Raw genomic sequence first — 23,039 nt, forward strand, 5'->3', positions numbered from 1 at the left:
ATATGTCCGATCCGACTGCACCATGGAGCTACCGACTTCTGACAGATGGGCCGCTCATGGCGAACGACTTCACGTTCCACATCACCACCACGCGCTTCGACGAGGACTACTCGCCGTCCGCCGACTCGCGCATCACCACGAACTTCGCCAACCTCGCCCGCGGCGAGCACCGTCAGGAGAACCTCCGCAACGCCCTGACGATGATCGACCGTCGGTTCAACGACCTCGCGCACTGGGACAACCCGACGAGGGACCGCTACACGCTCGAGCTCGACATCATCTCGGCGGCGCTCGAGTTCGCCGACGGAGGTGACGACGAGCGGTTCCCGCTGCTCGAAGTGCTCGACATCACGATCGTCGACCGATCGACAGGCGTTCGCCATCACGGGATCGTGGGGAACAACTTCTCGTCCTACGTGCGCGACTACGACTTCAGCATCCTGCTCCCCGCCGCGGCGGAGGCGGCGGGCAGGTTCACGGTTCCCGACGACTTCGGCGACCTGCACGGCAAGCTGTTCCGGAGCTTCCTCGCCTCCACGGCATACCGCGAGCGCTTCACGACCTCGCCGGTGATCTGCATCAGCGTCTCGACGAGCAAGGAGTATCGCCGCACCGAGAACCACCACCCGATCCTCGGCGTCGAGTACGTGCAGGATGACGACGGCTCCCTCACCGACGCCTACTTCGGGAAGATGGGCCTGACCGTGCGCTACTTCATGCCTCCGGGCAGCGTCGCACCCCTCGCCTTCTACTTCGAGGGCGACCTGCTGGGCGACTACTCGCCCCTGCAGCTGATCGGCACGATCGCCACGATGGAGACGTTCCAGAAGATCTACCGTCCGGAGATCTACAACGCGAACTCCGCCGCCGCGAGCGTGTACCGTCCGACGCTCGACCAGCAGGATTTCTCGAAGACCCGCATCGGGTACGACCGCGAGGAGCGCAGCCGCCTCGCGCTCGCCCAGGGGAAGCACACGCAGGAGCACTTCATCGCACCGCACGGCGAGCTGCTGGCGCAGTGGGCGTCGGGTCGTGTGACCGAGGTCTCGCAGCCGGTGGTGGCCGCGTGAGCGCCGAGAACAAGCTCCTCCCCACCTCCATCGTCGGCAGCCTTCCCAAGCCCTCGTGGCTCGCGCAGCCCGAGACCCTCTGGTCGCCCTGGAAGCTCGAGGGCGATGCGCTCGCCGAAGGGAAGCAGGATGCTCTGCGCGCTGCCGTGCAGGAGCAGTCCCGCCGGGGCATCGACATCATCAGCGACGGCGAGCAGACCCGCCAGCACTTCGTGACCACGTTCATCGAGCACCTCAGCGGCGTGGACTTCGACCGGCGCGAGACCGTGCGCATCCGCGACCGGTACGACGCGAGCGTGCCGACCGTCGTCGGAGCGGTGAGCCGCGAGAAGCCGGTGTTCGTCGACGACGCGCGATTCCTCCGCGCGCAGACCGATCGGCGCATCAAGTGGGCGCTGCCCGGGCCGATGACGATGATCGACACGCTGGCCGACCGGCACTACCGCAGCCGCGAGAAGCTCGCGTGGGAGTTCGCGACCATCCTCAACCAGGAGGCGCGGGAGCTGGAGGCAGCCGGCGTCGACGTCATCCAGTTCGACGAGCCCGCCTTCAACGTCTTCTTCGACGAGCTGAAGGACTGGGGTGTCGCGGCGCTGGAGCGCGCGGCGGAGGGCCTGCGCGCCGAGACCGTCGTGCACATCTGCTACGGCTACGGCATCAAGGCGAACACCGACTGGAAGGCCACGCTCGGACCGGAGTGGCGTCAGTACGAGGAGTCGTTCCCGCTGCTGCGGAAGTCGATCATCGACACGGTCTCGTTGGAGCGGGCGCACTCGCACGTGCCCCTCGATCTCATCGAGCTCATCCGAGGGAAGAATGTCATGCTCGGCGCGATCGATGTCGCGAGCGACACCGTCGAGACGCCCGAGCAGGTCGCCGACGTGCTGCGCGAGGCCCTCGCCTACGTGGATGCCGACAAGCTCGTGCCGAGCACGAACTGCGGCATGGCACCGCTGCCGCGTGCGGCGGCCCTCGGCAAGCTGAGCGCGCTCAGCGCGGGCGCTGCGCTCCTCCGCGACGAGCTCGCCTGACCGAACCCAGCTGTCGGTCCGATGCGCGGATGCAGGGCCGGAACACGGTTTCCCGCCCTGCATCCGGGTTCTCGACCTGCAGGTCGGTCGCGGAGAGGATGCCGTCAGTCGAGCAGGCTCGTGATCGCGGGGTCGCGGCGCGCGACCTCGGCGGCTGTGGCGACGATCACCTGGCGCATCGCGGCCACGGCGACCGCCGGGGTGACGTCGGCGCGGTGCGCCAGGCTCACGGTGCGCCGCATCATCGGGTGGGTCAGGCGCACCGACCGCAGCGCCGGCTGATCGAGCAGCACCATGGCCGGCACGACCGCGACGCCCACTCCGCGTTCGACGAAGCGGAGCAGAGCATCCATCTCCGCGCCCTCGAGCACGTGGGTCGGCGTGAGTCCGGCCGACCGGAAGGCGGCATCCGTCGTCGCGCGCAGCTCGTAGGTCTCGTCGAGCGCGATGAGCGGCAGGGTCGCGAGGTGCTCGAGCCCGATCGCGGGGGTCACCGCGACCGGGGGCTGCGATGCCGCGGAGACGACCACCAGCTCCTCGGTGAGCAGCGGCATCCGGCTGAGGCTGAATCCCGACGGCGGCGGCCCCTCCGACTCGGTGATCAGCGCGATGTCGACGGCGCCGACGGCGAGCTGTTCGACGAGCAGCCGCGATCCGCTCTCGTCGAGGTGCAGGTCGACGCCGGGGTGCGCGGCGTGGAAGGAGCTGATCGCCTCGGCCACGAGGCTGATGCAGAGGGTGGGCGGCGCGCCGAGCCGCACCCGTCCGCGTCTGAGCCCGACGAGTTCGCCCATCTCCTCGCGGATCGCCTCGGCCTCCGACAGCATCCGCTGCGCGCGGGGGAGCAGCGCCTCTCCCGCTGAGGTGAGGGCGATGTGACCCCGCGCGCGGTGGAACAGCTCGGCGCCGAGCTCGCGTTCGAGTGTCGAGATCTGCCGACTCAGCGACGGCTGCGCAAGGTGGAGGTGCTCGGAGGCGCGCGTGAAGTGACCGAGACGGGCGACCTCGACGAAACCGCGGAGCTGCTCCAGGTTCATTCCCGCAGTCTATCGAAACCAGTGGAACTATGCATTGGACGGTATGAGGGTCGCCTCCTTAGCGTGGAGAGCATGAGCACACGCGAACGGCAGATCTCCACCACGGTCCTCGTCATCGGGACCGGTGGATCCGGCCTGCGCGCGGCGATCGAGGTGGCCGAGCACGGCATCGACGTCCTCGCCGTCGGCAAGCGTCCGCGTCAGGACGCGCACACCTCGCTCGCGGCCGGCGGCATCAACGCCGCGCTCGGCACCATGGACGCCGACGACACCTGGCAGCAGCACGCCGCCGACACGATCAAGGAGAGCTATCTGCTCGCCAACCCGCACACGGTCGAGATCGTGACGCAGGGCGCCGAGCGCGGCATCCGCGATCTCGAGCGCTGGGGAATGGACTTCGCCCGCGAGGACGACGGTCGCATCTCGCAGCGGTTCTTCGGCGCGCACACCTTCCGCCGCACCGCCTTCGCTGGTGACTACACCGGCCTCGAGATCCAGCGCACTCTCGTCGCGAAGGCCGAGCAGCTCGAGGTGCCGATCCTCGACAACGTCTACATCACGCGGCTCCTCGTGAGAGACAACGTCGTGTTCGGCGCCTACGGCTTCGACCAGGCCGACGGTACGCGCTACCTCATCCACGCGGATGCCGTGATCCTCGCCGCGGGCGGTCACAACCGCATCTGGCGACGCACCTCCTCCCGTCGCGACGAGAACACCGGCGACTCGTTCCGCCTCGCGGTCGAGGCCGGCGCGCGGCTGCGCGACCCCGAGCTCGTGCAGTTCCACCCTTCCGGCATCCTCGAGCCCGAGAACGCGGCGGGCACCCTGATCTCGGAGGCCGCGCGCGGCGAGGGCGGCATCCTGCGCAACGCGCTCGGCGAGCGGTTCATGGAGAAGTACGACCCCGAGCGCATGGAGCTGTCGACCCGCGACCGCGTCGCGCTCGCCGCCTTCACCGAGATCGCCGAGGGGCGCGGCACCGAGAACGGCGGCGTCTGGCTCGACGTGTCCCACCTGCCACGCGAGACGATCATGACCCGTCTGCCGCGCGTCTATCAGACGATGATGGAGCTGCAGATGCTCGACATCACCGCCCAGCCGATCGAGATCGCGCCCACTGCGCACTACTCGATGGGCGGCGTGTGGGTGCGCTCGGAGGATCACCAGACCGACGTCGACGGCCTCTACGCGATCGGCGAGGCGTCGAGCGGACTGCACGGCGCCAACCGCCTCGGCGGCAACTCGCTCATCGAGCTGCTCGTGTACGGGCGCATCGTCGGCCAGGCCGCGATGGCGCACGCGGCGGGTCTCGACGCGCAGAGGCGGTCGGCGGATGCCGTGGCGCGGGCGCGCGCCGAGATCGACGACCTGCTCGCGGCCGACGGCCACGAGAACGTCCGCGCCCTGCAGCGGGCGATCCGCAACACGATGACGGAGCACGCGGGCGTGGTGCGGTCGGAGGAGGGTCTGCGTGCGGGCCTTGCCGACCTCGACATGATCGAGGGGCGGATGGAGGACATCGGCATCCACCCCGACATCGCCGGGTTCCAGGACCTCGCGCACGCGTTCGACCTCAAGGCGTCGGCGATCGCGGCGCGGGCCACGCTGGAGGCGGCACTCGAGCGGCGTGAGACCCGCGGATGCCACAACCGCAGCGACTACCCCGACACCGACCCGACGCTGCAGGTCAACCTCGTGTGGAGCCCCGAGACGGGCGTGACGCACGAGCAGATCCCGCCGATCCCCGACGAGATCGCCGAGCTCATGCGCGACGTCGACACGACGGGAAAGCTCGTCGAGTAGTCGCCAACGCTCGTTCCGGTCGCACTTCGCGCCGTCTCCGCGCCCTCGGGGCGGCACGATTCGCGACCGGAACGCGGGCGTCGAGGTGGGGTAGGAGCCGCCTCAGTCGTCCTGGTCCGTCTGCGGACCGTCGATGACCCCGATCCCGACCGCCTGGTGGTCGGGCTCGGGGTCGTCGCGCTTCGGAGCCTTCGGCTCCTCGCCGGGGGACTTCTCGGTGCTGGGCTCCTCCAGCTCCTCGGTGCTCGGCACCTCTTCGGGGTCGGCGTCCTCGGGAGACTCCGCCTGCTCGGGGGTCTCGGCCTGGCCTTCGGTGGCGTTCTCGTCGCCCGCACCCTGAGTCGGAGTCTCGACGGAGGGACCGGTCGCGGTGAACTCGCCCGGGACGTCGGACGTCGGGGTCGGGGTCGGCGCCTGCGCCTCGCCGTCGAGGTCGGCGGCCGGGTCCTGCTCGGGTGTGGTGTCGCTCATGATCATCCCTTTCGCGTGGGTGGACGGATTCAGGATGCCCCGGGCTCGCCGCCGCGGGAAGGGGCTTGACGACCGCATCCGCCCGACGACGTACGCTGGACGGGTGACAGCGTACGTCTCGGCCTTCGACCTCTTCTCCATCGGAGTGGGACCCTCCAGCTCCCATACGGTCGGGCCGATGAGGGCAGCTCTGGAGTTCGCCAGGCGGCTCACGGCCACCGGCGCGATCGACCGCGTCGCCCGCGTCGGCTGCACCCTGTTCGGCTCGCTCGGCGCCACCGGCATCGGCCACGGCACGCCGGATGCCGTCGTCGCCGGGCTCCGCGGACTCGAACCCGAGACCTGCGATCCGGCTGCCGTGCGTTCGGCCTGGACGGACTTTCCCGAGGGCGGCGGCCTGCTGCTCGACGGCACGCACGAGGTGGCGTTCGCGAAGGACGACATCGTGTTCGCCCCGCGCACGCGCCTGCCCGGTCACCCGAATGCGATGACGATCACGGCCTGGGATGCCGCGGGCTCGACCGTCGCTGAGGAGACCTACTACTCGGTCGGCGGAGGCTTCATCCGCCGCGACGGGGAGGACGCGAAGCTCGCCACCGCCCCGCTGCCCTACTCCTACGCCGACGCGGCATCGCTGCTGGCGCTGTGCGACGAGTACGGCCTCTCGATCGCCGAGGTCGCGCGGCTCAACGAGACGGCGATGCGCAGCGAGGAGGAGGTCGCGGCGGGACTCGACGCCATCTGGGACGCGATGTCGGGCTGCGTCGACGCGGGGCTCCACAGCGACGGCATCCTGCCCGGCATCCTCAAGGTGAAGCGGCGGGCGAACCTGATCAGGGAGCAGCTCGAAGAGGTCGAATCCGAGGGGCACCGCGAGCTCCCGGGTGAATGGCTGGGTGCCTTCGCGCTCGCGGTGAACGAGGAGAACGCCGCAGGCGGACGCGTCGTCACGGCTCCGACGAACGGTGCGGCCGGCATCCTCCCCGCCGTCGCGATGTACTGGTGGCGGTTCCTCGCCGATTCCGGCCTCGGCGCGGGCAACGCCGTCACACCCTACGGCGAACTCGTCGGCAGCGCCCTGCTCGGCTTCGGCGCCGAGGCGTCACTCGTCGCGGTCGGAGCGATCGAAGACCCCGACGCGGTCGCCGAGGCGAACCGTCGACGCGGCATCCGTCGGTTCCTGCTCACCGCCACGGCGCTGGGCTCGCTGTTCAAGGCCAACGCGTCGATCTCGGGCGCCGAGGGCGGTTGCCAGGCCGAGGTCGGGTCGGCATGCGCGATGGCTGCCGGCGGGCTCACCGCCGTCATGGGCGGCACGAACCGGCAGATCGAGAACGCCGCCGAGATCGCGATGGAGCACCACCTCGGCCTCACGTGCGACCCGATCGCCGGACTCGTGCAGATCCCGTGCATCGAGCGCAACGCGATCGCCGCCTCGACCGCCGTGACCGCCGCACGGCTCGCGCTGCGAGGCGACGGCAGTCATTACGTGTCGCTCGACGCGGTCGTCGAGACGATGCGGCAGACCGGCATGGACATGTCCACGAAGTACAAGGAGACCAGCGAGGGCGGCCTCGCGGTCAACGTCATCGAGTGCTGAGCGAGCGCTTCGTGCGCCCGCTTGCATGCCGAGAACACGGGTGCAGGCCGGATGGGCCGATCCTGGCATGCAGGTGGGCGGACGGCATGCAGATGGGGGGGGCGGCGAGGCGAAGGATGCTGATGTCCGCCGCAGCACGTAGCGTCGGGGGCATGGAGTCGATCTGGGCGCCGGGCAGCAGGCGCAGGCGTGAGCAGCCGATCGTCGCGGTGCGGCCGAACGAGTTCGCGCCCGAGCCCGACGGTCGCTGGCCCACGAGCATCCCGGCGGTGGCGCAGGTGCTCCGCGAGGGCATCGATCTCGACCCCGGGGTGACGTTCCTCGTCGGAGAGAACGGCAGCGGCAAGTCGACGGTCGTGGAGGGGATCGCCGTCGCGTACGGCCTCTCGCCCGAGGGAGGATCGCGGCAGGCCAGACACACGACGCGACCGACCGAGTCTCCCCTCTCGGAATGGCTCCGGCTCCAGCGAGGAGTCGGGTCGAACCGCTGGGGCTTCTTCCTGCGCGCCGAGACGATGCACTCGTTCTACACGTACCTCGAAGACAACCCGTCGACGAGGGCGCCCGATGTGCCCTTCCACGAGATGAGTCACGGAGAATCCTTCCTCGCGCTGCTCGAGAGCCGCTTCGACGAACCGGGCTTCTACTGCCTCGACGAGCCCGAGGCCGCGCTGTCGTTCCAGTCCACGCTCGCCCTGATCGCGGTGCTGCAGCGCATCGTCGACGAGGGCGGACAGGTGCTGTGCGCGACGCACTCGCCGGTGCTGGCTGCGCTGCCGGGGGCGAAGATCCTCGAGGTCGGGGAGTGGGGCATCCGTTCGGCGGACTGGCGGGACCTGGAACTCGTGAACCACTGGCGGTCGTTCCTGCAGGACCCGCCGCGCTATTTGCGACATCTGCTCGGGTGACCGGCGCGCGGGCCGTTGACCGGGTCGGGGTGCCAGGAGCATAGTCATCGCATGACGGGTGAAGCGGCGGTCGAGGTCGCAGGGTTGCACGTGCGACGCGGCAGCACGACGGTGTTCGACGGCATCGACCTGACGATCCCTCGTGGACAGATCACGGGGTTGCTCGGTCCGTCCGGATGCGGCAAGACCACGCTGATGCGGTCGATCGTGGGAGTCCAGCGCATCAGCTCGGGGACGGTGACCGTGCTGGGCGAACCCGGCGGCTCGCGGACGTTGCGCCATCGCGTCGCCTACGGCATCCAGGGCGGCGCGGTGTACGGCGACCTGACGGTTCGGCAGAACCTGTCGTATATGGCGCGCGTACTCGGTGCGACGAAGACCGACGTCGACCGCGTGCTCGCGGACGTCGGGCTCGAGGCGCAGCGCTCGCAGCTCGTCGAGTCGCTGAGCGGCGGACAGGCGACACGCGTCTCGCTCGCGATGGCCCTCATCGGCTCGCCGGAGCTCATCGTGCTCGACGAGCCGACTGTCGGACTCGATCCGGTGCTGCGGGTGGAACTGTGGCAGCTGTTCCGCGAACTCGCCGAGCGCGGCGTGACGATGATCGTGTCGAGCCATGTGATGGACGAGGCGATCCGCTGCGACCGTCTGCTGCTCATGCGGTCGGGTCGCATCGTCGCCGACACGACGCCGACCGCGCTGCTCGACGACACCGGCACGAACGACCCCGACGCGGCGTTCCTCGCCCTGATCGAGAGGGACGATCGCGCGCACGTCGCCCCGCGGCATCCGACGACTCGACGCGAGCGACGGGAGGCGGGGGAGTGAACGGACGCAGGATGCTGGCGACTGCCGGCCGCGTGCTGAGTCAGCTGCGCCACGATCCGCGGTCTATCGCGCTCATGCTCGTCGCACCGAGCCTGCTGGTCGGCCTGTTCGCATGGCTGTTCAGCGACCAGGACGGCGTGTTCGACCAGTTCGGCGGGGCGATCCTCGCACTGTTCCCCTTCATCGTGATGTTCCTCATCACGTCGATCACCACGCTGCGGGAACGGCGGTCGGGGACGCTCGAACGGCTCATGACGACTCCGCTCGACAAGGCCGACTTCATCCTGGGATACGCTCTCGCCTTCGGACTCATGGCCCTGCTGCAGGCAGTCATCACGGTGTCGTTCGCGGTGGGGGTGTGCGGGCTCGACATCGACGGCGAGCTGTGGCAATTGGGTCTCGTCGCTGTCGTCGACGCCCTTCTCGGCACGGCGCTCGGACTGCTCGCGAGCGCGTTCGCACAGACGGAGTTCCAGGCGGTGCAGTTCATGCCGCTGCTGGTTTTTCCGCAGATCATCCTCGGCGGTCTGTTCATGCCGCGCGATCAGATGCCCGACGTGCTCCACGCGGTCTCGGACTGGCTGCCGCTCAGCTACGCGATCGACACCATCAACGCGGTCGCCGCCGGAGACGAGGGCTGGGACGTGTACCGGCCGCTCCTCGTCGTGGTCGCCTTCGGCGTCGGTGCGCTGGTGCTCGCATCGCTCACCCTGCGCCGTCGGACGCCGTAGCCTCGCGGCCCGGCTCCTCGCCCGTGTGCATGCCCGGTGCGCAGATGCATGTCGTGACGGGGCCGTCGGGCATGCATCCGGTCTTCGAGCATGCATCTCGGCGCCGGTTCCGAAAAGCCCTACCCTGACTCGCGCGCAGCGCGGTTCTTCGTCCACCGCGTCGGAGCGGCGGCCCACGGGTCCTCCGGCCACGGATGCTTCGGATACCGTCCGCGCATCTCGGCGCGCACCTGCGCATACGGCCCCGACCAGAACGACGCCAGGTCGTCGGTCACGGCGAGCGGACGACCGGCGGGGGAGAGCAGGTGAAACAGCACCGGGACTCGGCCGTCGACGAGTCGCGGCGTCTCGGCCCACCCGAAGCACTCCTGCAGTTTCACGGCGACGACCGGGCGGGCGGTGTCGTCGTCGATCGGAGGGTACTCGATGCGGATGCGGGATCCGGTCGGAACCTCCAGGCGCTCCGGCGCGAGGTCGTCGAACCGGGTCGCCGCCGGCCACGGAAGCAGCCGCCGCAGCGCGTTCGCGAGGTCGATCCGGCCGGCGGGAGTTCCGCCCGCGAGCGCGTCGAGCTCGGACGCGAGCCAGGCGTCGAGGGACGCGAGCAGTCCGGCATCCGACACATCCGGCCAGGGATCGCCGAGCTCCCGATGCAGGAGGGCCAGACGACGGCGCAGAGTGTCGGCCGCCTCCGACAAGGTGAACACCGCGAGCCCGTCGCGGCGGAGTGCTCGGCGCACGGCATCCCGCCCCTCATCCACCGACGGCCGGACCGGTGCCGATGACCGCAGGATCGCACCGATGCGCCGTTCCCGTCGCGCCTGTACCCGGCCGCCGACGAACTCGGCCTCGACGCGATCGGTCATGAGGTGGCTCGCGGCGATCTCGCGCTGGGATTCGCTGAGCGAGGCCGCGGCTCGCACCATCGCGCCCGAGCCGGCCGCCGCGCGCCCCGAGGCGCGAGCCACGTCGGCGACCGCGATCCACTCGGTCGCGGCGAGAGCACCCCGCACGCCCGCGCGGGTTCCCGACGCGAGCAGGAACGTCGCACCGTCGGCCGTGCGCTCCACGCGCTGCGCGATGCGCTCGGGGAAGGCGAGGGCGATCACCAGACCGATGCCGTCGAGATCGGAGCGGATGCCGGGTGTCGGCGACACCAGCCGTTCGAAGCGGTCCGCATCGCTGCGCCAGCGGCGGGAATCCGGCGTGCGGCCGCCGCGCAGTGCGATCAGGGCCTGTGCGACGTCGGCGTCGGGGACGCGCAGGTCGCCGCCGAGCAGCGCGACCACTTCGGCGGCGAGGCGCGCACCGACCAGCGGGCTGCCGTCGCGGAGCGCCCGAGCGAGACGCGGGTCGGTCGGTATTCGGGCGAGCGCGCGTCCCTCGTCGGTGGCGCGACCGTCGTCGTCGAGAGCGCCGAGGCCCCGCAGCACCGTAACCGCCTCGGCGAGTCCGTCGGCCGGCGGTCGGTCGACCATCCGCAGGCCTGCCCCGCCCGGCGCTCCCCAGCAGGCGAGCAGCAGCGCGGCATCGGCGAGGTCGGCGACGGCGATCTCGGGTGCGGGGCGGGCAGGTGCGGCGGCGTAGGTGCGCTCGTCGACGCAGCGGACCACAGTCCCGGGGCCCTGACGCGTGGCGCGTCCGGCGCGTTGCACGCAGGACGAGCGGGGTGCGGCGGTCGTGACCAGCCCGGTCATGCCCCGCGCGGCGTCGCGCTGCGGATGCCGTGCGAGGCAGCTGTCGACCACGAGTCGCACCCCGGGCACGGTGAGCGACGACTCGGCGAGCGAGGTCGTGACGATGATCCGCGGCGGATCGCCTGACGTGCGGCCGCGGATCACGGCATCCTGCTCGGCCGCCGGGATCTGTCCGTGCAGTTCACGCACGTCGAACCCGTCAGCGGAGGCGGTGATGCGACGGGCGATCTCCCTCACCTCGCGGGCGCCCGGTGCGAAGACGAGTACGTCGGCCGAAGGGTCGTCGCGGCGGAGGTCGCGGGCTGCGGACGCCGCGGTGTTCGCGATGTGGTCGAGGAACGGCCACGTGACACCACGCTCGTCGAGACGGGGCGCGGCGCTCGGCGCCCAGCGCTCGGTGAGCGGAAAAGCGGGCACGTCGTGGTCGACGATCGGAGCGGGCGCGTCGTCCGTGCCGAGGACGGCGGCGAAGCGCCCGGCGTCGAGGGTGGCCGACATCGCCACGACCGAGAGATCGTCGCGCAGCTCGCGCACCTCGGAGAGCAGACCGATCAGCAGATCGGTCTCGAGGGCCCGCTCATGGACCTCGTCGAGGATCACGGCATCCACTCCGTCGAGCCCGGGGTCGTCGAGCATCCGTCGCAGCAGCACCCCGGCCGTGACGAACTCGATCCGGGCCGACCGGCCGACCGTGCGCTCGCCGCGCACCGTGAACCCGACGCGGTCGCCGAGAGCCGAGCCGTCGAGCTGTGCGAGGCGGCGGGCGGCAGCGCGAGCGGCGACGCGGCGCGGTTGGGTCACGATGACGCGTCCGGCCGACCGGTTCGCCAGCAACGGCGGCGCGAGCGTCGTCTTGCCCGTGCCGGGCGGGGCGCTCACGACGACGGCCTGACTGCCGTCGAGAGCATGCGACAGGTCGCCGAGAGCCTCCGCGAACGACAGTCCCGCGCCGATGGCGGCGAGGTCGAAGGCGGCGGTCACCCGTCCAGTCTGCCGCGTCGAGCTGTTCCGCGGTGCAGGGGGGTGGGTGCTCGTGTCGGCCCCGGAAGTGACGCACCGACACCCCACGGAACAGCGGATGCCGCGACCGGTTCGGCCGCGGCATCCGCTGTTCTGTGCTGTTACTCCGCGGCGGGAGCCGGCGGTGCGGGCGGCGGAGGCGTGGTGGGCTTCGGCTCGCGCTTGGCGGGAGCGGGAGAGGATGCCGCGGCCACCCCCTCGCCGATACCGCGCCCGACGGCCTGGCCCTGGATGATCGACGCGAGATCGAGTCCGGTGGCGGAGCTGACGCTGTCGAACACCGACTTCAGCGCCTTGGCGCTGTCGGCGCCCACGAGGTCGGAGGCGCCGTCGCCGGAGCCGCCGATGATCGAGACGCTGCCGATCGTCGAGTAGCCCTTCGCGAACTCGGCCATGATGGCAGGCAGGGTCTCGAGCACGCGCTGCGAGAGGAAGGCGTCCTGGTTCGACGCGATGGCCTTCGCCTCGGCCTCGACGGCGGCGGCTCGCGCTTCACCCTCGGCGCGGATCGCATCGGCCTCGGCGTTCGCGCGCAGACGACGCGCCTCGGACTCGGCCTCGGCCTGAGCGCGCAGCGCGTCGGCCTCACCGGTCGCGCGGGCGATCGCGGCCGCCGCTTCACCGTCGGCCTTCGCCTTGTCGGCCTGGGCCTGCTGCTCGGCGATGCGGGTGCGGGCCTCGGCCTGCTTCACCTGCTCGATCGCGGCGGCCTCCGCCGCACGCTCGCGCGTGTACAGCTCGGCCTGGGCGCGGGTCTCGGCCTCGTACCGCTGCGCGTCGGCGACGCGCTTGACGTCGGCGTCGAGCTGCGCCTGCCGGTTCTCGGCCTGCTGCTGCAGCACGGCCTGCTCCGCCTGGGCGCGGGCGAGCTGCTCGGCCTGCTCCGCCTCGGCACGCGCACGGCCGATGCCGGCGTTGGCGTTGGCCGTGTTGGTGTCGAGAGCGGTCTGCTCGACCAGGTTGGCTTCCTGGTTGGCGATGTTCTTCTGGTTGATCGCGCGGTCGGCGTTCGTCTGCGAGATCTCGGCCGACTGGCGCTTCGCCTGGATCTCGGGAGCACCCAGTGACTGGATGTAGCCGACCTTGTCGGTGATGCCCTTGATCTGGAACGAGTCGAGGATCAAACCCTGTTCGGCGAGCTCCTGCGAGACGTCCGCAGCGATCTGGTCGGAGAACTTCTTGCGCTCGCGCATGAGCTCGACGACGGAGAGCGTCGCGACGATGCCGCGCAGGGCGCCTTCGAGCTGTTCGGTGGTGAACTGCTCGATCGCCTTGTCCTGCGAGGCGAATCGCTCGGCGGCGCGGCGGACGAGGATCGGGTCGGAGCCGATCTTCACGATCGCGACGCCGTCGACGTTGAGCGTGACGCTGTCGAGCGACTGCGCTTCGGCGTTCAGCGACACCTGGCGCGAGCGCAGCGAGATGATCTCGTGGCGCTGCGTGATCGGGTTGACGAGCGACTTGCCGTTCACGATGACGGTGACGGGCGATTCCGACATCTCATCGCGCGTCGTGCCGTCGGTGCCGATGACAGCGCGTGCGACCTTCTGCTTGCGACCCGAGATAACGAGTGCCTCGTCAGCCCGAGCGACCTTGATCCAGCTGCGTGCGAACAGCAGCAGGATGAGCAGGATGACGACGGCGGCGACGACCGCGATCCCGACGATGACGAGGATGCCGACGATTCCGGCGAGCTCCATGGATGACCTCCCTGGTCCCCCCGAGGGGGTGGTCCGCGGTCCCGGCGCGAGATGCCGGGACTCGGTTCCACCATGCCAGAAACCGGCTCGTGACCGCGCGGGGAGAATTCCCCTGGGGACGGTTGCGGTTCGTCTCGGGCGGTTGCGGAGGAGATCGCACGTAATGAAGGAGCTCAGGCCCCCATGGGGCTTCGTTACGCGAGATCTCCTGCGTTACATGCGGGCACGACGGCAAGCGGATGCCGCGAGACGCGCGGCGGCGAAGGGCGGATGCTGCGCGTCAGCGCCCGCGGAGCTTCTGCGCCAGGTCGCGCAGGGTGCGCAGCTCTTCGTCGTCGAGCACCGACATCCGAGAGGCGATCGACCGGCCGTGCACGGTGGCGACGCTGCGGAAAGCCCTGGCCCCGGCATCCGTCGCCCGGATCAGCGCACCGCGACCGTCTTCGGGATCGGGGCACTTCTCGACCAGGCCGCGGCTGACCATGCGATCGACGAGCCGGGACACGCTCGGCTGGCTGATGAGCATGTTGGCGGTGACGTCGCGCAGCCGCGCCGACATGTCGGGGGAGCGGGTGACCGTGAGGAGCACGTCGTACTCGGCCTGCCCGAGGTCGGAGTGGTCGAAGTCGGCGTTCATCTCGGTGAACAGCTCGTGCTGCGCTCGGAACAGGCTCTCCCAGGCCTCGAGGGCGAGCTTGCGATCGGTCATGGGAAAAGAGTACGGCAACAGTAAAGGGCCGGTCGGAGAGGCTCCCGACCGGCCCTTGTCCCTTGCACCAAGAGTGTCCTGCAATCACATGAGGTGGATGCCACAGCAAACATTCACCGTGCGATCACTCTATAACGGCGAGATAACGAATGCAACGGTTTGGTCACGGAACTTTATGACGCGGAGCGAGGTCGCCCTCATGTCTATGGGGGACGAGGACCCTCACCGCACGGGTGCTCGGCAGGCGGGGTTGTGTGCTGGTGCGGGCGAGATGAACAAGGCGTGCGGTCAGTTCCGCTGGGGTGGAGCCGCGGAGGGTGGCGATGATCTGGTCCGCGAGGGTGGACTCGTCGGCCCATCCCCGTTCGCGTGCCCAGGTTCGAAGGCGTCGTAGGTGCATGATGGTGCGCACGTCCCCCTCCATCAGAGCGATGCCGAACACGGCGAGCATGAACTGGACGTCAGAGCGCTCAAGCATGCTGCGGCCGTCACGTTCGGCACTGGCTTTGAACGCGAGGACGTTCATCTGCAGGGCGTGACCCTCAGCGCGTTGCCACGCCCAGAAGTCAGTCAAGTGCACGGTGAGGATGGATTCGGTGGTGGTTCCGAGGAGTCGGATCTCGCCGACCTGCCCGACGGCATTGCCCGCGGCGACCAGTGCGGGGGTGAGCAGGTCCACACGCGCGTCGATATGAAACGTCCACCCGTCGTCCACCTCGCTGTGGTCAACGACAGTCAGGTCACCGGCGGCAGGTAAGGCAAGTGCGGTGAGTACGAGCGGAGTAAACCCCATATAGAGGGCGTCGCTGTCGCTGAGGGTGACGTCGATGCCAGCGACATCGATCGCGTTCCCCAGAGCCCACGTGCTCGCGAACACCGTCTCCATGAACGCGTACACGCGGTCGATGAAGTCGGCCCGAGCGACGACCTCACGGTGAGACTTGAGGGTGATCATGAAGACGCCGGTATCCGGGTCGAACTCGAGTGCTCGCCCGTGGACGGGCGCGTGGCGAAGATATCGGGCTGCATCATCGAACACGGCAGCGAGGGGTCCCTTTTGGAGGTCCGCGGCGAGCTTCGTCGCGTCCTCGGCGGCGACCCGGTTGAACGTGTCGCTGCCTGTGCGGTCGGTTGTCATCAGCCGGTACCAGGCGAGCACGGGGGCGGAGGCTTCGTAGATCTCGCTGGCCAGTTTCCCGAACCTGCGAGCGATGGCACGCTCGTCGTTCTCTACCGCAAGGATCGCGGTGAATGCGATGGCCGCTTCCACCATCAGCCGGTACGTGTCCGCGAGGGCTTGCACGGCGTCGTCCATCCCTGCGATCTCACGCAAACGAGAGGTGCGGGTGAGGGCGTCGGAGGCGTGAAGGATCTTCGACCGAAATACATCGGGGTTCAACGTCGCGCGGGCGATCGGCTGAAGCAGCAGGTAAGACATGCCGGAGTTGGTGCCTACGGCGATGTTGAGGTCCCGCTCTGTTGCGGAGATCCCGTAGGCGGGTAGCTGGGGGAGGGTGACGTGTGGGTATCGTGCGCTGAGGGCGGCGAACATGCGCTCAGGGATGGAAAGCGAGTCATCGTTGAGGACGCCCACGAACGCTTCCAGTTCCGCCATTTCCGTGAGCGGACCTCGCACCGTGTCCAGGATGCCTTGGGCGCGACGGGCGTGCTGTTGCGCGTCGAGCATGGTGTCTGCGGTCAGCGCGTCCCGATACGCGTCCCACACGCGATCGATGCGGGTCATCGATTCTGCTGCGGCCGTCCACGTCCCTGTTCCCGGGCGCAGTCGTGCCGCGAGGAGTGCATGGTGGCGGGCGGTGCGCACTGTTCTGATTGAGTCTGCGAGAGCGTTGACGGCCGGTTCTGATGTCGGAGCGGTAGAGAAGTCGGAGAGTGCGGCGATCAGCGCGGCGAGCAGCTCGTCAACTAGACGAGTCGGCGATGACTTGAGTGTAGGCCTCCAGTCGTCGGCAGAGTGCCCGGCGGTGTCGGGCTCCACTTCGAGGAGCGCGTCGACGCGGGTAAGACCCGACCGCCGGTGCACGACCCACCGGTTGACCTCGCCACTGCGTGGCGTCCGGCCGCAGTCCGGGCATGCCGCTCCGAGGATGCGGGTGCCGCCACACGCGCACGGGAGCGTCTGGAAGTTCAGCAGCATCAGGGTCTCCGCTCGGCCTCGAAGTGCAATATCCGAATCGTATGCCGCACCACGGACATCACGTTTCATTCCGCGTGACAGTCGCGAGCGGCGCCAGCTTGCGGGCGGCGCGTGGAGAGCTGCTCGCGATTCTGTCTCACGTGAGCACAAGAAGATGCAGCGACGCGAACCGTGCGTATCTTGTAAGAGGACCGACCCGTGACGTACGGCTAGCTTCCAAGACCTGACGACAGGTTCTACGAGACTTGGCAACGCGGGCGCCAAGAAGGGTTCCGCATGCCCTCGGGAAAGCTCAACCGCCCGCCGGATTAACTTCCGTGGGGTCGGACCCTTCAGAAGGTGTTCGGGAAGCGGCGTCGTGGCGGAAGCAGGTGCATCGCCGCGAAAGCCAGGACGGCCAGCGACGGGATGAAGATGCGGCCGTCCGGCTGGTAGCCGTTCGCCTCGGGGAACATGTCGTCGGCGGGCACATGGAACGCCCCGGCGTCACCCACGACGTACGACGCCGCGAGACCGCCCGCACCCAGCAGGAACACGATCACCGGCCATATTCCGTGGCGCAACCACCATCGACGCAACGGCGGTGCGATACGAAGCGGGAGGCCGAGGAGGAACGCCGCGATCGTGATCACGCTCGCGCCCAGGCCGAGGCCGACCACCTGCAGACCCTCCGAGTACAGATCGGACATCGACATCCACAGCGCGCACGCGACGAACGTGGAGAGACCGGTGGCGAAGACCTGCGCGGGAAGCCAGTCCCACGCCCGCCGGACGTCAGGCGACGGCGGCGGTGGCACGTCCGTCCCCGTCGCGGGGTCGTGCGGGATGGTCATGAGCGGAGCCTATCGCCGGCTCCTCGTCGCACCTGCCATGCACTGCGGTCTGATCAGCTGGAGGACCGAAAGCCTAAGATCGCGGGATGGAGCCGTTCGAGGTGGTCGTCAGGGGCGAGGTGTTTCGAGTCGGCGACCGACGCCAACCCGACGGAGGACCGAGCTACGACTTCACGTGGCTCAACGGCCCGGCCGGCGGGACCTACGGATTCACGATCGGGGCGACCTCCGGCCGGATCCTGAGGTCGGAGCTCGAGGTGCATGCGCGGCAGTTCGTCGAGGCGTTCTACGGGCCGGGCGGCATCGGAGGAACGGACTTCCCTGATCACGTTCCGGCTGAAGTGGAGCGCGACCCCCGGGAGTAGGTGCCCCGCTCAGCTGTATGGACGTGCACTCGCGGTCGGTGACCGTCGACCGTCGAACGTCGCGCGGCCCGCCGCAGGTCCCTCCCCGACGCGCGGTACCACTGCGCGCAGAGGATGACGATGATCGCCGCGTCGATGACGTCTCCCGCGTAGAACATCAGCTGGGTCCCCGCCTGCGCGTCGACGGTGCTCACCCCCTCCGGGGGATGGGCGTAAAGGGTCTTCGCCAGGATGCCGTGGGCCGCGAGCGCGACGATCATCACCACCGTCCGGAGTGCGAAGCCGGCGCGATGCGGCGCCGGATCGACGGGAATGATCGCCGCGGTGAAGAGATAGCCGGCCACGAGGAGATGCGTCATGATCGCGAGGTGCACCAGGACGCTGCCCTGCATCTCGGCGTACAGCGGGGTGGCGTACAGCATCCACATCCCGCCGATGGTGAGGATCGCGGCCGTCACGGGGGCGGTGAAGAAGCGAGCGGGCCAACTTCTCAGGGCCCGCGAGAGGCGTCGAGCGGCGCCGACGTCGATCGACCGCAGGATCAGCGTGATCGGCGCGCCGAGCACGAGCAGCAGCGGCGCCGCCATGCCGACCAGGAGATGCGTCCACATGTGTGCGACGAAGTCGTCGTGGGATGCCGCCGCGACCGGCCCGATGAAGCCGGACGCCGCCGCGACGATTCCCGCCGTCCACGCGGCGCTGCGCTGCCAGGGCCACGGCCGGCCGCGGCGCCACTGCACCAGCGCGCATGCGGCATAGAAGACGAGGGCGAATGCGAACGGGAGGGCGAGGATGACGTCCGAGCTGATCCCCGCCCCCGAGGAGTGGTCGTGCACGGTCACCCGACCGAGATGCGGCTGCGACGCGTGCGGGCGGTGAGGATGCCGCCGGCGGCGAGGAGGAGTACCGCGACGATGCCCCAGGTGACGTCGTACACGAGGAGGTCGGGAACGTAGCGGATCTGGTGGATTCCCAGCACCTTGTGCTGGATGAGCCCGTCGTAGAGCTGGAAGGCTCCCGCCCCGAGCAGCACACCGCCCCACCAGCGCAGCTGCCAGAACGCCCCTCGGCGTCGCAGATCGGCGAGCAGGAAGAGCCCGGCGATCGTCGCGAACCAGCTCAGCGCGTGGAAGAACCCGTCGGAGACGAGTCCGATGTCCGTCGTCGAAAGGTCGTAGAAGTGATGCCAGTGCAGCAGCTGGTGGAAGACGGCCTCGTCGATGAATGCCACGAGACCGACGCCGAAGAGGGATCCCGACCAGAGATTGCGCTTCGAATACCCCGCGCGCGCATGTTCGCTCGCCCGGATGGACCCGTCCTCCGCCCGGGAGGTGGCTGCGGTGACGTCCCGCTGATCTGCTGACATGGCGTGACGCTAGGGCGTGTGCGTCCGACGCCGTACGGGGTTGACAGGCTCGGGCGGAGTTCGGGGTTCCCGCGATCACGCATCGCCGTTCTGATCGATCACTGATCTCGCGGCGATCGTCATACGTCCGACGCTCCCTCGACCGTTAGCCTCGACGACATGACTGCGACGACACAGGGCCTTCTCGAACGGCCCGGACGGGTACGCGTGTACTGGGAGCAGTTCGGACACGGTCGCACGCCCGCGGTGTTCCTCCATGGCGGGCCCGGTTCTGGCATCTCCGACTTCTACCGCACCTTCTTCGACCCCGATCTGCACACCGTTGTTGCCTTCGATCAGCGGGGATGCGGGCGCAGCACGCCTTCTGCCGCCGACGACCTCAGCGCGCTCGCGCACAACGACACTCAGACGTTGATCGACGACATCGAGGCGCTTCGTGCGCACGCCGGATTCGATCGATGGATCGTGGTGGGGCTCTCCTGGGGCTCCACGCTCGCTCTCGCTTACGCCGAGCTGCATCCTGAGCGCGTCATCGGGCTCGCGCTCGGCGCCGTCACGACGACGAGTCGGTCAGAGGTCGAGTGGATCACGCAGGACCTGCGACGAGTGTTCCCGGATGAGTGGGCTCGACTCGAGACTGCGGCCGCTCCGCGCCCTTCCGAACGCGTGATCGACGCTCTTTACCGCGCCATCACCGATCCTGCGCCGGGAGTGCGGGACCGCGCGGCGATCGCCTGGGGGCACTGGGAGAACACGCACGGGTCGCTCGATCCGAATTTCGTGCCCGACCCGCGGTGGGAGGACCCGCGCAAACGCCTCGAGCTCGCGACGCTCATCCTGCACTACTGGTCGCATCACGGCTTCCTCGGTGACGCCGGCATCATGGAGCACATCGACCGGCTCGCGACTATCCCAGGATTCATGGTGCACGGCCGTCGAGACCTCAGCTCCAGCATGTCCGTGCCGTTCGATCTGCATCGCGCGTGGCCGGCGAGCGATCTGGTCCAGATCCCCGACGAAGGGCACGGCGGTCCGCAGACCGTTCAGCTGCTCCGCGAGGCGATTCGAACGATGTCCGCCTGATCGCCTCCACCTCTCACGGCAGCAGGTGCCGCGCGAAGAACCGTCCCGCGTCCTCTCCCGCCGACTCGGGAACGCCGGTGTGCCCTCCTATGTTCGCCAAAAGGGTCTTCTCGGTCGACCCGATCGCGTCGAAGAGCTCGAGCGCCAGCTGGCGGTCGTTGCCCTCGTCGTCCCACTGCAGCAGCACGTGCACCGGGACCGTGACGCGGCGGGCGTCGTCGAACGTGGCCCGGGGCACGTAGCTGCCGGCGAAGAGTCCCGCGGCGACGATGCGCGGATCGATCGCGGCGAGACGCGTGCCGACCGCGATCACGCCGCCGGAGATCGCGATTCTGTCACTGATCTCGGGGAGGCCGAGCACGGCGTCCATGGTCGTCTGCCACTCCGGCACCGCGCGCTCGACGAGAGGAAGGATCAGCCGGTCGATGATGTCGTCACCGGGTGCCCCGCCGGCAGACAGCACTCGCCGCAGGTCGTCTCGGGCTTCGGCAGCGCCGGAGAGGGGCGACCGATCGCCCGCGCCAGGCATCTCGATCGCGACGGACGCCATCCCGAGGTGGCCGGCGCTGCGCGCTCGCGAGCGGAGTCGCGGCAGCATCCGCTCCAGTGAGAGGCCACCGGGCTGGCCCAGCAGTATCAGCGGCGCGGCAGAGGAGACCGAGGCGGATGACGGGGTCCAGAGGACTCCGCCGAAGTGGCCGAGAGAGAAACGGCGCTCAAGGAGACCGTCGTCGGCGCGTGATTCAGAGGTGAAGTGCATGGTCGTGCCTTTCGGGATGCTGCGGATTCGCGGCGCTCCCGGACGACCTATCGTCCGCCCGAGACTCCTGCGAGGAGCATCCTTGTCGATTCGTTCACGGATGTCACCTCCTCGCCCTCACTGCACGGTCGAGGGCACGTTAGCACACGAATCGCTCACGCGATCTCCTCGGCATCCGCTCCGTTTCCGACCTCGAGCGTCGGCAGCGAGCGCAGCAGCTCCTGGGTGTACGGGTGCTCCGGGTGGCGGAAGATCCGCTCGGCATCGCCCTCCTCGACGACACGGCCGTCCTTCATCACGAGCACGCGGTCGCTGAGGTGATGGATCACGCCGAGGTCGTGCGAGATGAAGAGGTAACTGAGCCCGTACTCATCCTGCAGATCGACGAGCAGGTCGAGCACCTGCGCCTGCACCGACACATCGAGCGCCGACACGGCCTCGTCGAGCACGAGGATCTCGGGCGAGGTGGCGAGTGCCCGCGCGATCGCGATGCGCTGCCGCTGCCCGCCCGACAGTCGGAGCGGAAAGCGCTCGCGCGCGGATGCTGGAAGCGCCACCTGCGCGAGCAGGTCGACGACCCGCTGCTCGCGCTGGCGGCGGGTGAGACCGGCATCGGCGGGGATGGCGTCGAGCAGGATCCGCTCGACGTTCCAGCGCGGGTCGAACGAGCTCAGCGGGTCCTGGTAGACGACGCCGATACGGGGGCGCAGCACACGCCGCCTCCGCTCGGAGACTCCCGACCATGGTGACCCCAGCAGTCGGACCTCTCCCTCATCCGCGGTCTCCAGCGCGAGGGCGATGCGGGCCGTCGTGCTCTTGCCCGATCCCGATTCGCCGACGATCCCGAGCGTCTCGCCGCGGTGCAGCGAGAACGACACGTGATCGACAGCGGTGCTGTGGTGTCCGTTCGGGGCGATGAACCGCTTGACCAGGTCTCGGGCCACGAGCACGGGTTCGCCGCGCTCGCCGGACGACGGCCGAGCCAGATGCAGATTCGGGACGGTGGTCTGCTGCGGGGCGAGGCGCTCGCCGCGGGTGTGTCCGCTCGGCACGGCGTCGACCAGGCTCTGCGTGTACTCATGCTGCGGTGCGCCGAGCACCTGCGCTGCCGCCCCCTGCTCGACGACCTCCCCGCCCCGCATCACCAGGATGTCGTCGGCGAGCCGCGCGACCACCGAAAGATCGTGGCTGATGAGGATGATCGACGCTCCGCGAGCCTTCGCGTCCTCCAGCAGCGACAGCACCTGGGCCTGCACCGTGACATCGAGCGCGGTGGTCGGCTCGTCGGCGATGATCACCTCGGGGTCGAGGGCGATCGCCGATGCGATCAGAGCGCGCTGCCGCAGTCCGCCCGACAGCTCACCGGGCCGCTGTCGCGCGCAGAGTTCGGGGTTCGGCACGTCGACGCTCGCGAGCAGCTCGACGGCCTTGCGTCGTCGCGCCGAGCGGTCGCGCCATCCGTGCAGCCGCAGTGCCTCCTCGATCTCGCGCCCGACGGGGCGCAGCGGATCGAGCGAGACCAGAGCATCCTGCTGGATGAATCCGATGCGCCGGCCGCGGATGCCGCGCCATGACCGGCCGGTCTGCGCGGTGAGATCCACCTCGCCGAGCGCGATCTCCTCGGCCTCGACGTGTGCGCCGTGCCCGGTGAGCCCGGCAAGCGTTCGCGCGGTGACGCTCTTGCCTGATCCGGACTCGCCGACGATCGCGACGCACCGACCTGCGCCGAGGGTGAAGGACACGTCGCGCACGACGCTGCGGGTCTCGCCGTCGCGCGTGAATCCGACGTGCAGGTTGCGGACGGTCAGGCGAGGATCGATCGCGCTCGCGGGCGCGGCGGATCGTGCGGGGAGTTCGACGACGCTCATG

At 69.4% G+C, this 23,039-nt stretch carries 20 protein-coding genes; 9 read left to right on the forward strand and 11 right to left on the reverse strand.

Translation table 11 applies throughout. From position 1 onward, the window contains the following. Positions 1-56: 56 nt before the first annotated feature. Positions 57-1,070, forward strand: a complete 1,014-nt coding sequence (locus tag AUC47_RS00715) for a putative oxygenase MesX (RefSeq protein ID WP_096713316.1) — start codon at positions 57-59, stop codon at positions 1,068-1,070. Continuing rightward, positions 1,067-2,101, forward strand: coding sequence for a methionine synthase (locus tag AUC47_RS00720; protein ID WP_096713317.1), 1,035 nt, complete (start codon positions 1,067-1,069; stop codon positions 2,099-2,101). The genes AUC47_RS00715 and AUC47_RS00720 overlap by 4 nt, the downstream gene beginning before the upstream one ends. Before the next feature lie 104 nt (positions 2,102-2,205). Here AUC47_RS00720 and AUC47_RS00725 read toward each other — a convergent pair whose 3' ends face one another. Beyond that, complete coding sequence (locus tag AUC47_RS00725) at positions 2,206-3,138, reverse strand: LysR family transcriptional regulator (RefSeq protein ID WP_096713318.1); 933 nt, start codon at positions 3,136-3,138, stop codon at positions 2,206-2,208. 72 nt (positions 3,139-3,210) lie between these two features. On the opposite strand from AUC47_RS00725, the gene AUC47_RS00730 reads away from it, so the two are divergent. Beyond that, positions 3,211-4,941, forward strand: coding sequence for an L-aspartate oxidase (locus AUC47_RS00730; RefSeq protein ID WP_096713319.1), 1,731 nt, complete (start codon positions 3,211-3,213; stop codon positions 4,939-4,941). A 102-nt stretch (positions 4,942-5,043) separates the two neighbouring features. On the opposite strand, the gene AUC47_RS00735 is transcribed toward AUC47_RS00730, so the two are convergent. Continuing rightward, positions 5,044-5,412 carry a hypothetical protein gene (locus AUC47_RS00735; protein WP_143740678.1) on the reverse strand — a complete coding sequence of 123 codons (369 nt, stop codon included), beginning with the start codon at positions 5,410-5,412 and terminating at the stop codon, positions 5,044-5,046. 103 nt (positions 5,413-5,515) lie between these two features. Here AUC47_RS00735 and AUC47_RS00740 point away from each other — a divergent pair, with 103 nt between their 5' ends. The 4 genes from AUC47_RS00740 (at position 5,516) to AUC47_RS00755 (ending at position 9,479) form a co-directional block, all read left to right on the forward strand. Continuing rightward, positions 5,516-7,012, forward strand: coding sequence for an L-serine ammonia-lyase, iron-sulfur-dependent, subunit alpha (locus tag AUC47_RS00740; RefSeq protein WP_096713321.1), 1,497 nt, complete (start codon positions 5,516-5,518; stop codon positions 7,010-7,012). 122 nt (positions 7,013-7,134) lie between these two features. Beyond that, a complete protein-coding gene (locus AUC47_RS00745) occupies positions 7,135-7,920 on the forward strand; it encodes an AAA family ATPase (RefSeq protein WP_256999382.1) in 786 nt (261 codons plus the stop codon). Between the two features lie 51 nt (positions 7,921-7,971). Then, the gene (locus tag AUC47_RS00750) at positions 7,972-8,748 is read left to right on the forward strand and encodes an ABC transporter ATP-binding protein (RefSeq protein WP_096713323.1); all 777 of its coding nucleotides are present in this window, start codon (positions 7,972-7,974) and stop codon (positions 8,746-8,748) included. Further along, positions 8,745-9,479, forward strand: a complete 735-nt coding sequence (locus AUC47_RS00755; RefSeq protein WP_179297469.1) for an ABC transporter permease — start codon at positions 8,745-8,747, stop codon at positions 9,477-9,479. Before AUC47_RS00750 ends, AUC47_RS00755 begins: the two co-directional genes overlap by 4 nt. A 119-nt stretch (positions 9,480-9,598) precedes the next feature. Here AUC47_RS00755 and hrpB read toward each other — a convergent pair whose 3' ends face one another. The 5 genes from hrpB to AUC47_RS00780 form a co-directional block, all read right to left on the reverse strand. Beyond that, positions 9,599-12,157: an ATP-dependent helicase HrpB gene (gene hrpB, locus AUC47_RS00760; protein ID WP_256999383.1), complete on the reverse strand. Its 2,559-nt coding sequence runs from the start codon at positions 12,155-12,157 to the stop codon at positions 9,599-9,601. Positions 12,158-12,297: 140 nt separating this feature from the next. Continuing rightward, on the reverse strand, positions 12,298-13,896 hold the full coding sequence (locus tag AUC47_RS00765) for an SPFH domain-containing protein (RefSeq protein WP_096713325.1): 1,599 nt from the start codon (positions 13,894-13,896) through the stop codon (positions 12,298-12,300). A 280-nt stretch (positions 13,897-14,176) separates the two neighbouring features. Continuing rightward, positions 14,177-14,605 carry a MarR family winged helix-turn-helix transcriptional regulator gene (locus AUC47_RS00770; RefSeq protein ID WP_096713326.1) on the reverse strand — a complete coding sequence of 143 codons (429 nt, stop codon included), beginning with the start codon at positions 14,603-14,605 and terminating at the stop codon, positions 14,177-14,179. Between the two features lie 163 nt (positions 14,606-14,768). Then, a complete protein-coding gene (locus AUC47_RS00775) occupies positions 14,769-16,763 on the reverse strand; it encodes a hypothetical protein (RefSeq protein ID WP_143740679.1) in 1,995 nt (664 codons plus the stop codon). Between the two features lie 332 nt (positions 16,764-17,095). Further along, a complete protein-coding gene (locus AUC47_RS00780; RefSeq protein ID WP_096713328.1) occupies positions 17,096-17,596 on the reverse strand; it encodes a hypothetical protein in 501 nt (166 codons plus the stop codon). Between the two features lie 86 nt (positions 17,597-17,682). Between AUC47_RS00780 and AUC47_RS00785 the strand changes: the two genes are divergently transcribed. Then, a complete protein-coding gene (locus tag AUC47_RS00785; RefSeq protein ID WP_096713329.1) occupies positions 17,683-17,961 on the forward strand; it encodes a hypothetical protein in 279 nt (92 codons plus the stop codon). Here the strand turns inward: AUC47_RS00785 and AUC47_RS00790 are convergent. Beyond that, on the reverse strand, positions 17,922-18,803 hold the full coding sequence (locus AUC47_RS00790; protein ID WP_096713330.1) for a cytochrome c oxidase assembly protein: 882 nt from the start codon (positions 18,801-18,803) through the stop codon (positions 17,922-17,924). The two genes, AUC47_RS00785 and AUC47_RS00790, sit on opposite strands and share 40 nt — an antisense overlap. After that, a complete protein-coding gene (locus AUC47_RS00795) occupies positions 18,800-19,327 on the reverse strand; it encodes a DUF2243 domain-containing protein (protein ID WP_096713331.1) in 528 nt (175 codons plus the stop codon). The genes AUC47_RS00790 and AUC47_RS00795 overlap by 4 nt, the downstream gene beginning before the upstream one ends. A gap of 159 nt (positions 19,328-19,486) precedes the next feature. Here AUC47_RS00795 and AUC47_RS00800 point away from each other — a divergent pair, with 159 nt between their 5' ends. Beyond that, on the forward strand, positions 19,487-20,410 hold the full coding sequence (locus AUC47_RS00800; protein ID WP_096713332.1) for an alpha/beta fold hydrolase: 924 nt from the start codon (positions 19,487-19,489) through the stop codon (positions 20,408-20,410). Positions 20,411-20,423: 13 nt separating this feature from the next. Here the strand turns inward: AUC47_RS00800 and AUC47_RS00805 are convergent, their stop codons facing one another. Together AUC47_RS00805 and AUC47_RS00810 are read right to left on the reverse strand one after the other, a co-directional pair. Beyond that, entirely contained in the window at positions 20,424-21,170 is a 747-nt protein-coding gene (locus AUC47_RS00805) for an alpha/beta hydrolase (protein ID WP_096713333.1), read from the reverse strand. 155 nt (positions 21,171-21,325) lie between these two features. Next, complete coding sequence (locus AUC47_RS00810) at positions 21,326-23,038, reverse strand: dipeptide ABC transporter ATP-binding protein (RefSeq protein ID WP_179297470.1); 1,713 nt, start codon at positions 23,036-23,038, stop codon at positions 21,326-21,328. Between the last annotated feature and the right edge of the window lies 1 nt (position 23,039).

Source organism: Microbacterium sp. SZ1 (genome assembly GCF_002362255.1).
Classification (GTDB): domain Bacteria; phylum Actinomycetota; class Actinomycetes; order Actinomycetales; family Microbacteriaceae; genus Microbacterium.

Coding starts and splice junctions, on each gene's coding strand:
- AUC47_RS00715 (WP_096713316.1), top strand. CDS start 57: ATGGCGAACGACTTCACGTTCCACATCACCACCACGCGCTTCGACGAG.
- AUC47_RS00725 (WP_096713318.1), bottom strand. CDS start 3,138: ATGAACCTGGAGCAGCTCCGCGGTTTCGTCGAGGTCGCCCGTCTCGGT.
- AUC47_RS00730 (WP_096713319.1), top strand. CDS start 3,211: ATGAGCACACGCGAACGGCAGATCTCCACCACGGTCCTCGTCATCGGG.
- AUC47_RS00735 (WP_143740678.1), bottom strand. CDS start 5,412: ATGAGCGACACCACACCCGAGCAGGACCCGGCCGCCGACCTCGACGGC.
- AUC47_RS00745 (WP_256999382.1), top strand. CDS start 7,135: ATGTCCGCCGCAGCACGTAGCGTCGGGGGCATGGAGTCGATCTGGGCG.
- AUC47_RS00750 (WP_096713323.1), top strand. CDS start 7,972: ATGACGGGTGAAGCGGCGGTCGAGGTCGCAGGGTTGCACGTGCGACGC.
- AUC47_RS00765 (WP_096713325.1), bottom strand. CDS start 13,896: ATGGAGCTCGCCGGAATCGTCGGCATCCTCGTCATCGTCGGGATCGCG.
- AUC47_RS00770 (WP_096713326.1), bottom strand. CDS start 14,605: ATGACCGATCGCAAGCTCGCCCTCGAGGCCTGGGAGAGCCTGTTCCGA.
- AUC47_RS00775 (WP_143740679.1), bottom strand. CDS start 16,763: ATGCTGCTGAACTTCCAGACGCTCCCGTGCGCGTGTGGCGGCACCCGC.
- AUC47_RS00780 (WP_096713328.1), bottom strand. CDS start 17,596: ATGACCATCCCGCACGACCCCGCGACGGGGACGGACGTGCCACCGCCG.
- AUC47_RS00785 (WP_096713329.1), top strand. CDS start 17,683: ATGGAGCCGTTCGAGGTGGTCGTCAGGGGCGAGGTGTTTCGAGTCGGC.
- AUC47_RS00795 (WP_096713331.1), bottom strand. CDS start 19,327: ATGTCAGCAGATCAGCGGGACGTCACCGCAGCCACCTCCCGGGCGGAG.
- AUC47_RS00800 (WP_096713332.1), top strand. CDS start 19,487: ATGACTGCGACGACACAGGGCCTTCTCGAACGGCCCGGACGGGTACGC.
- AUC47_RS00805 (WP_096713333.1), bottom strand. CDS start 21,170: ATGCACTTCACCTCTGAATCACGCGCCGACGACGGTCTCCTTGAGCGC.
- AUC47_RS00810 (WP_179297470.1), bottom strand. CDS start 23,038: ATGAGCGTCGTCGAACTCCCCGCACGATCCGCCGCGCCCGCGAGCGCG.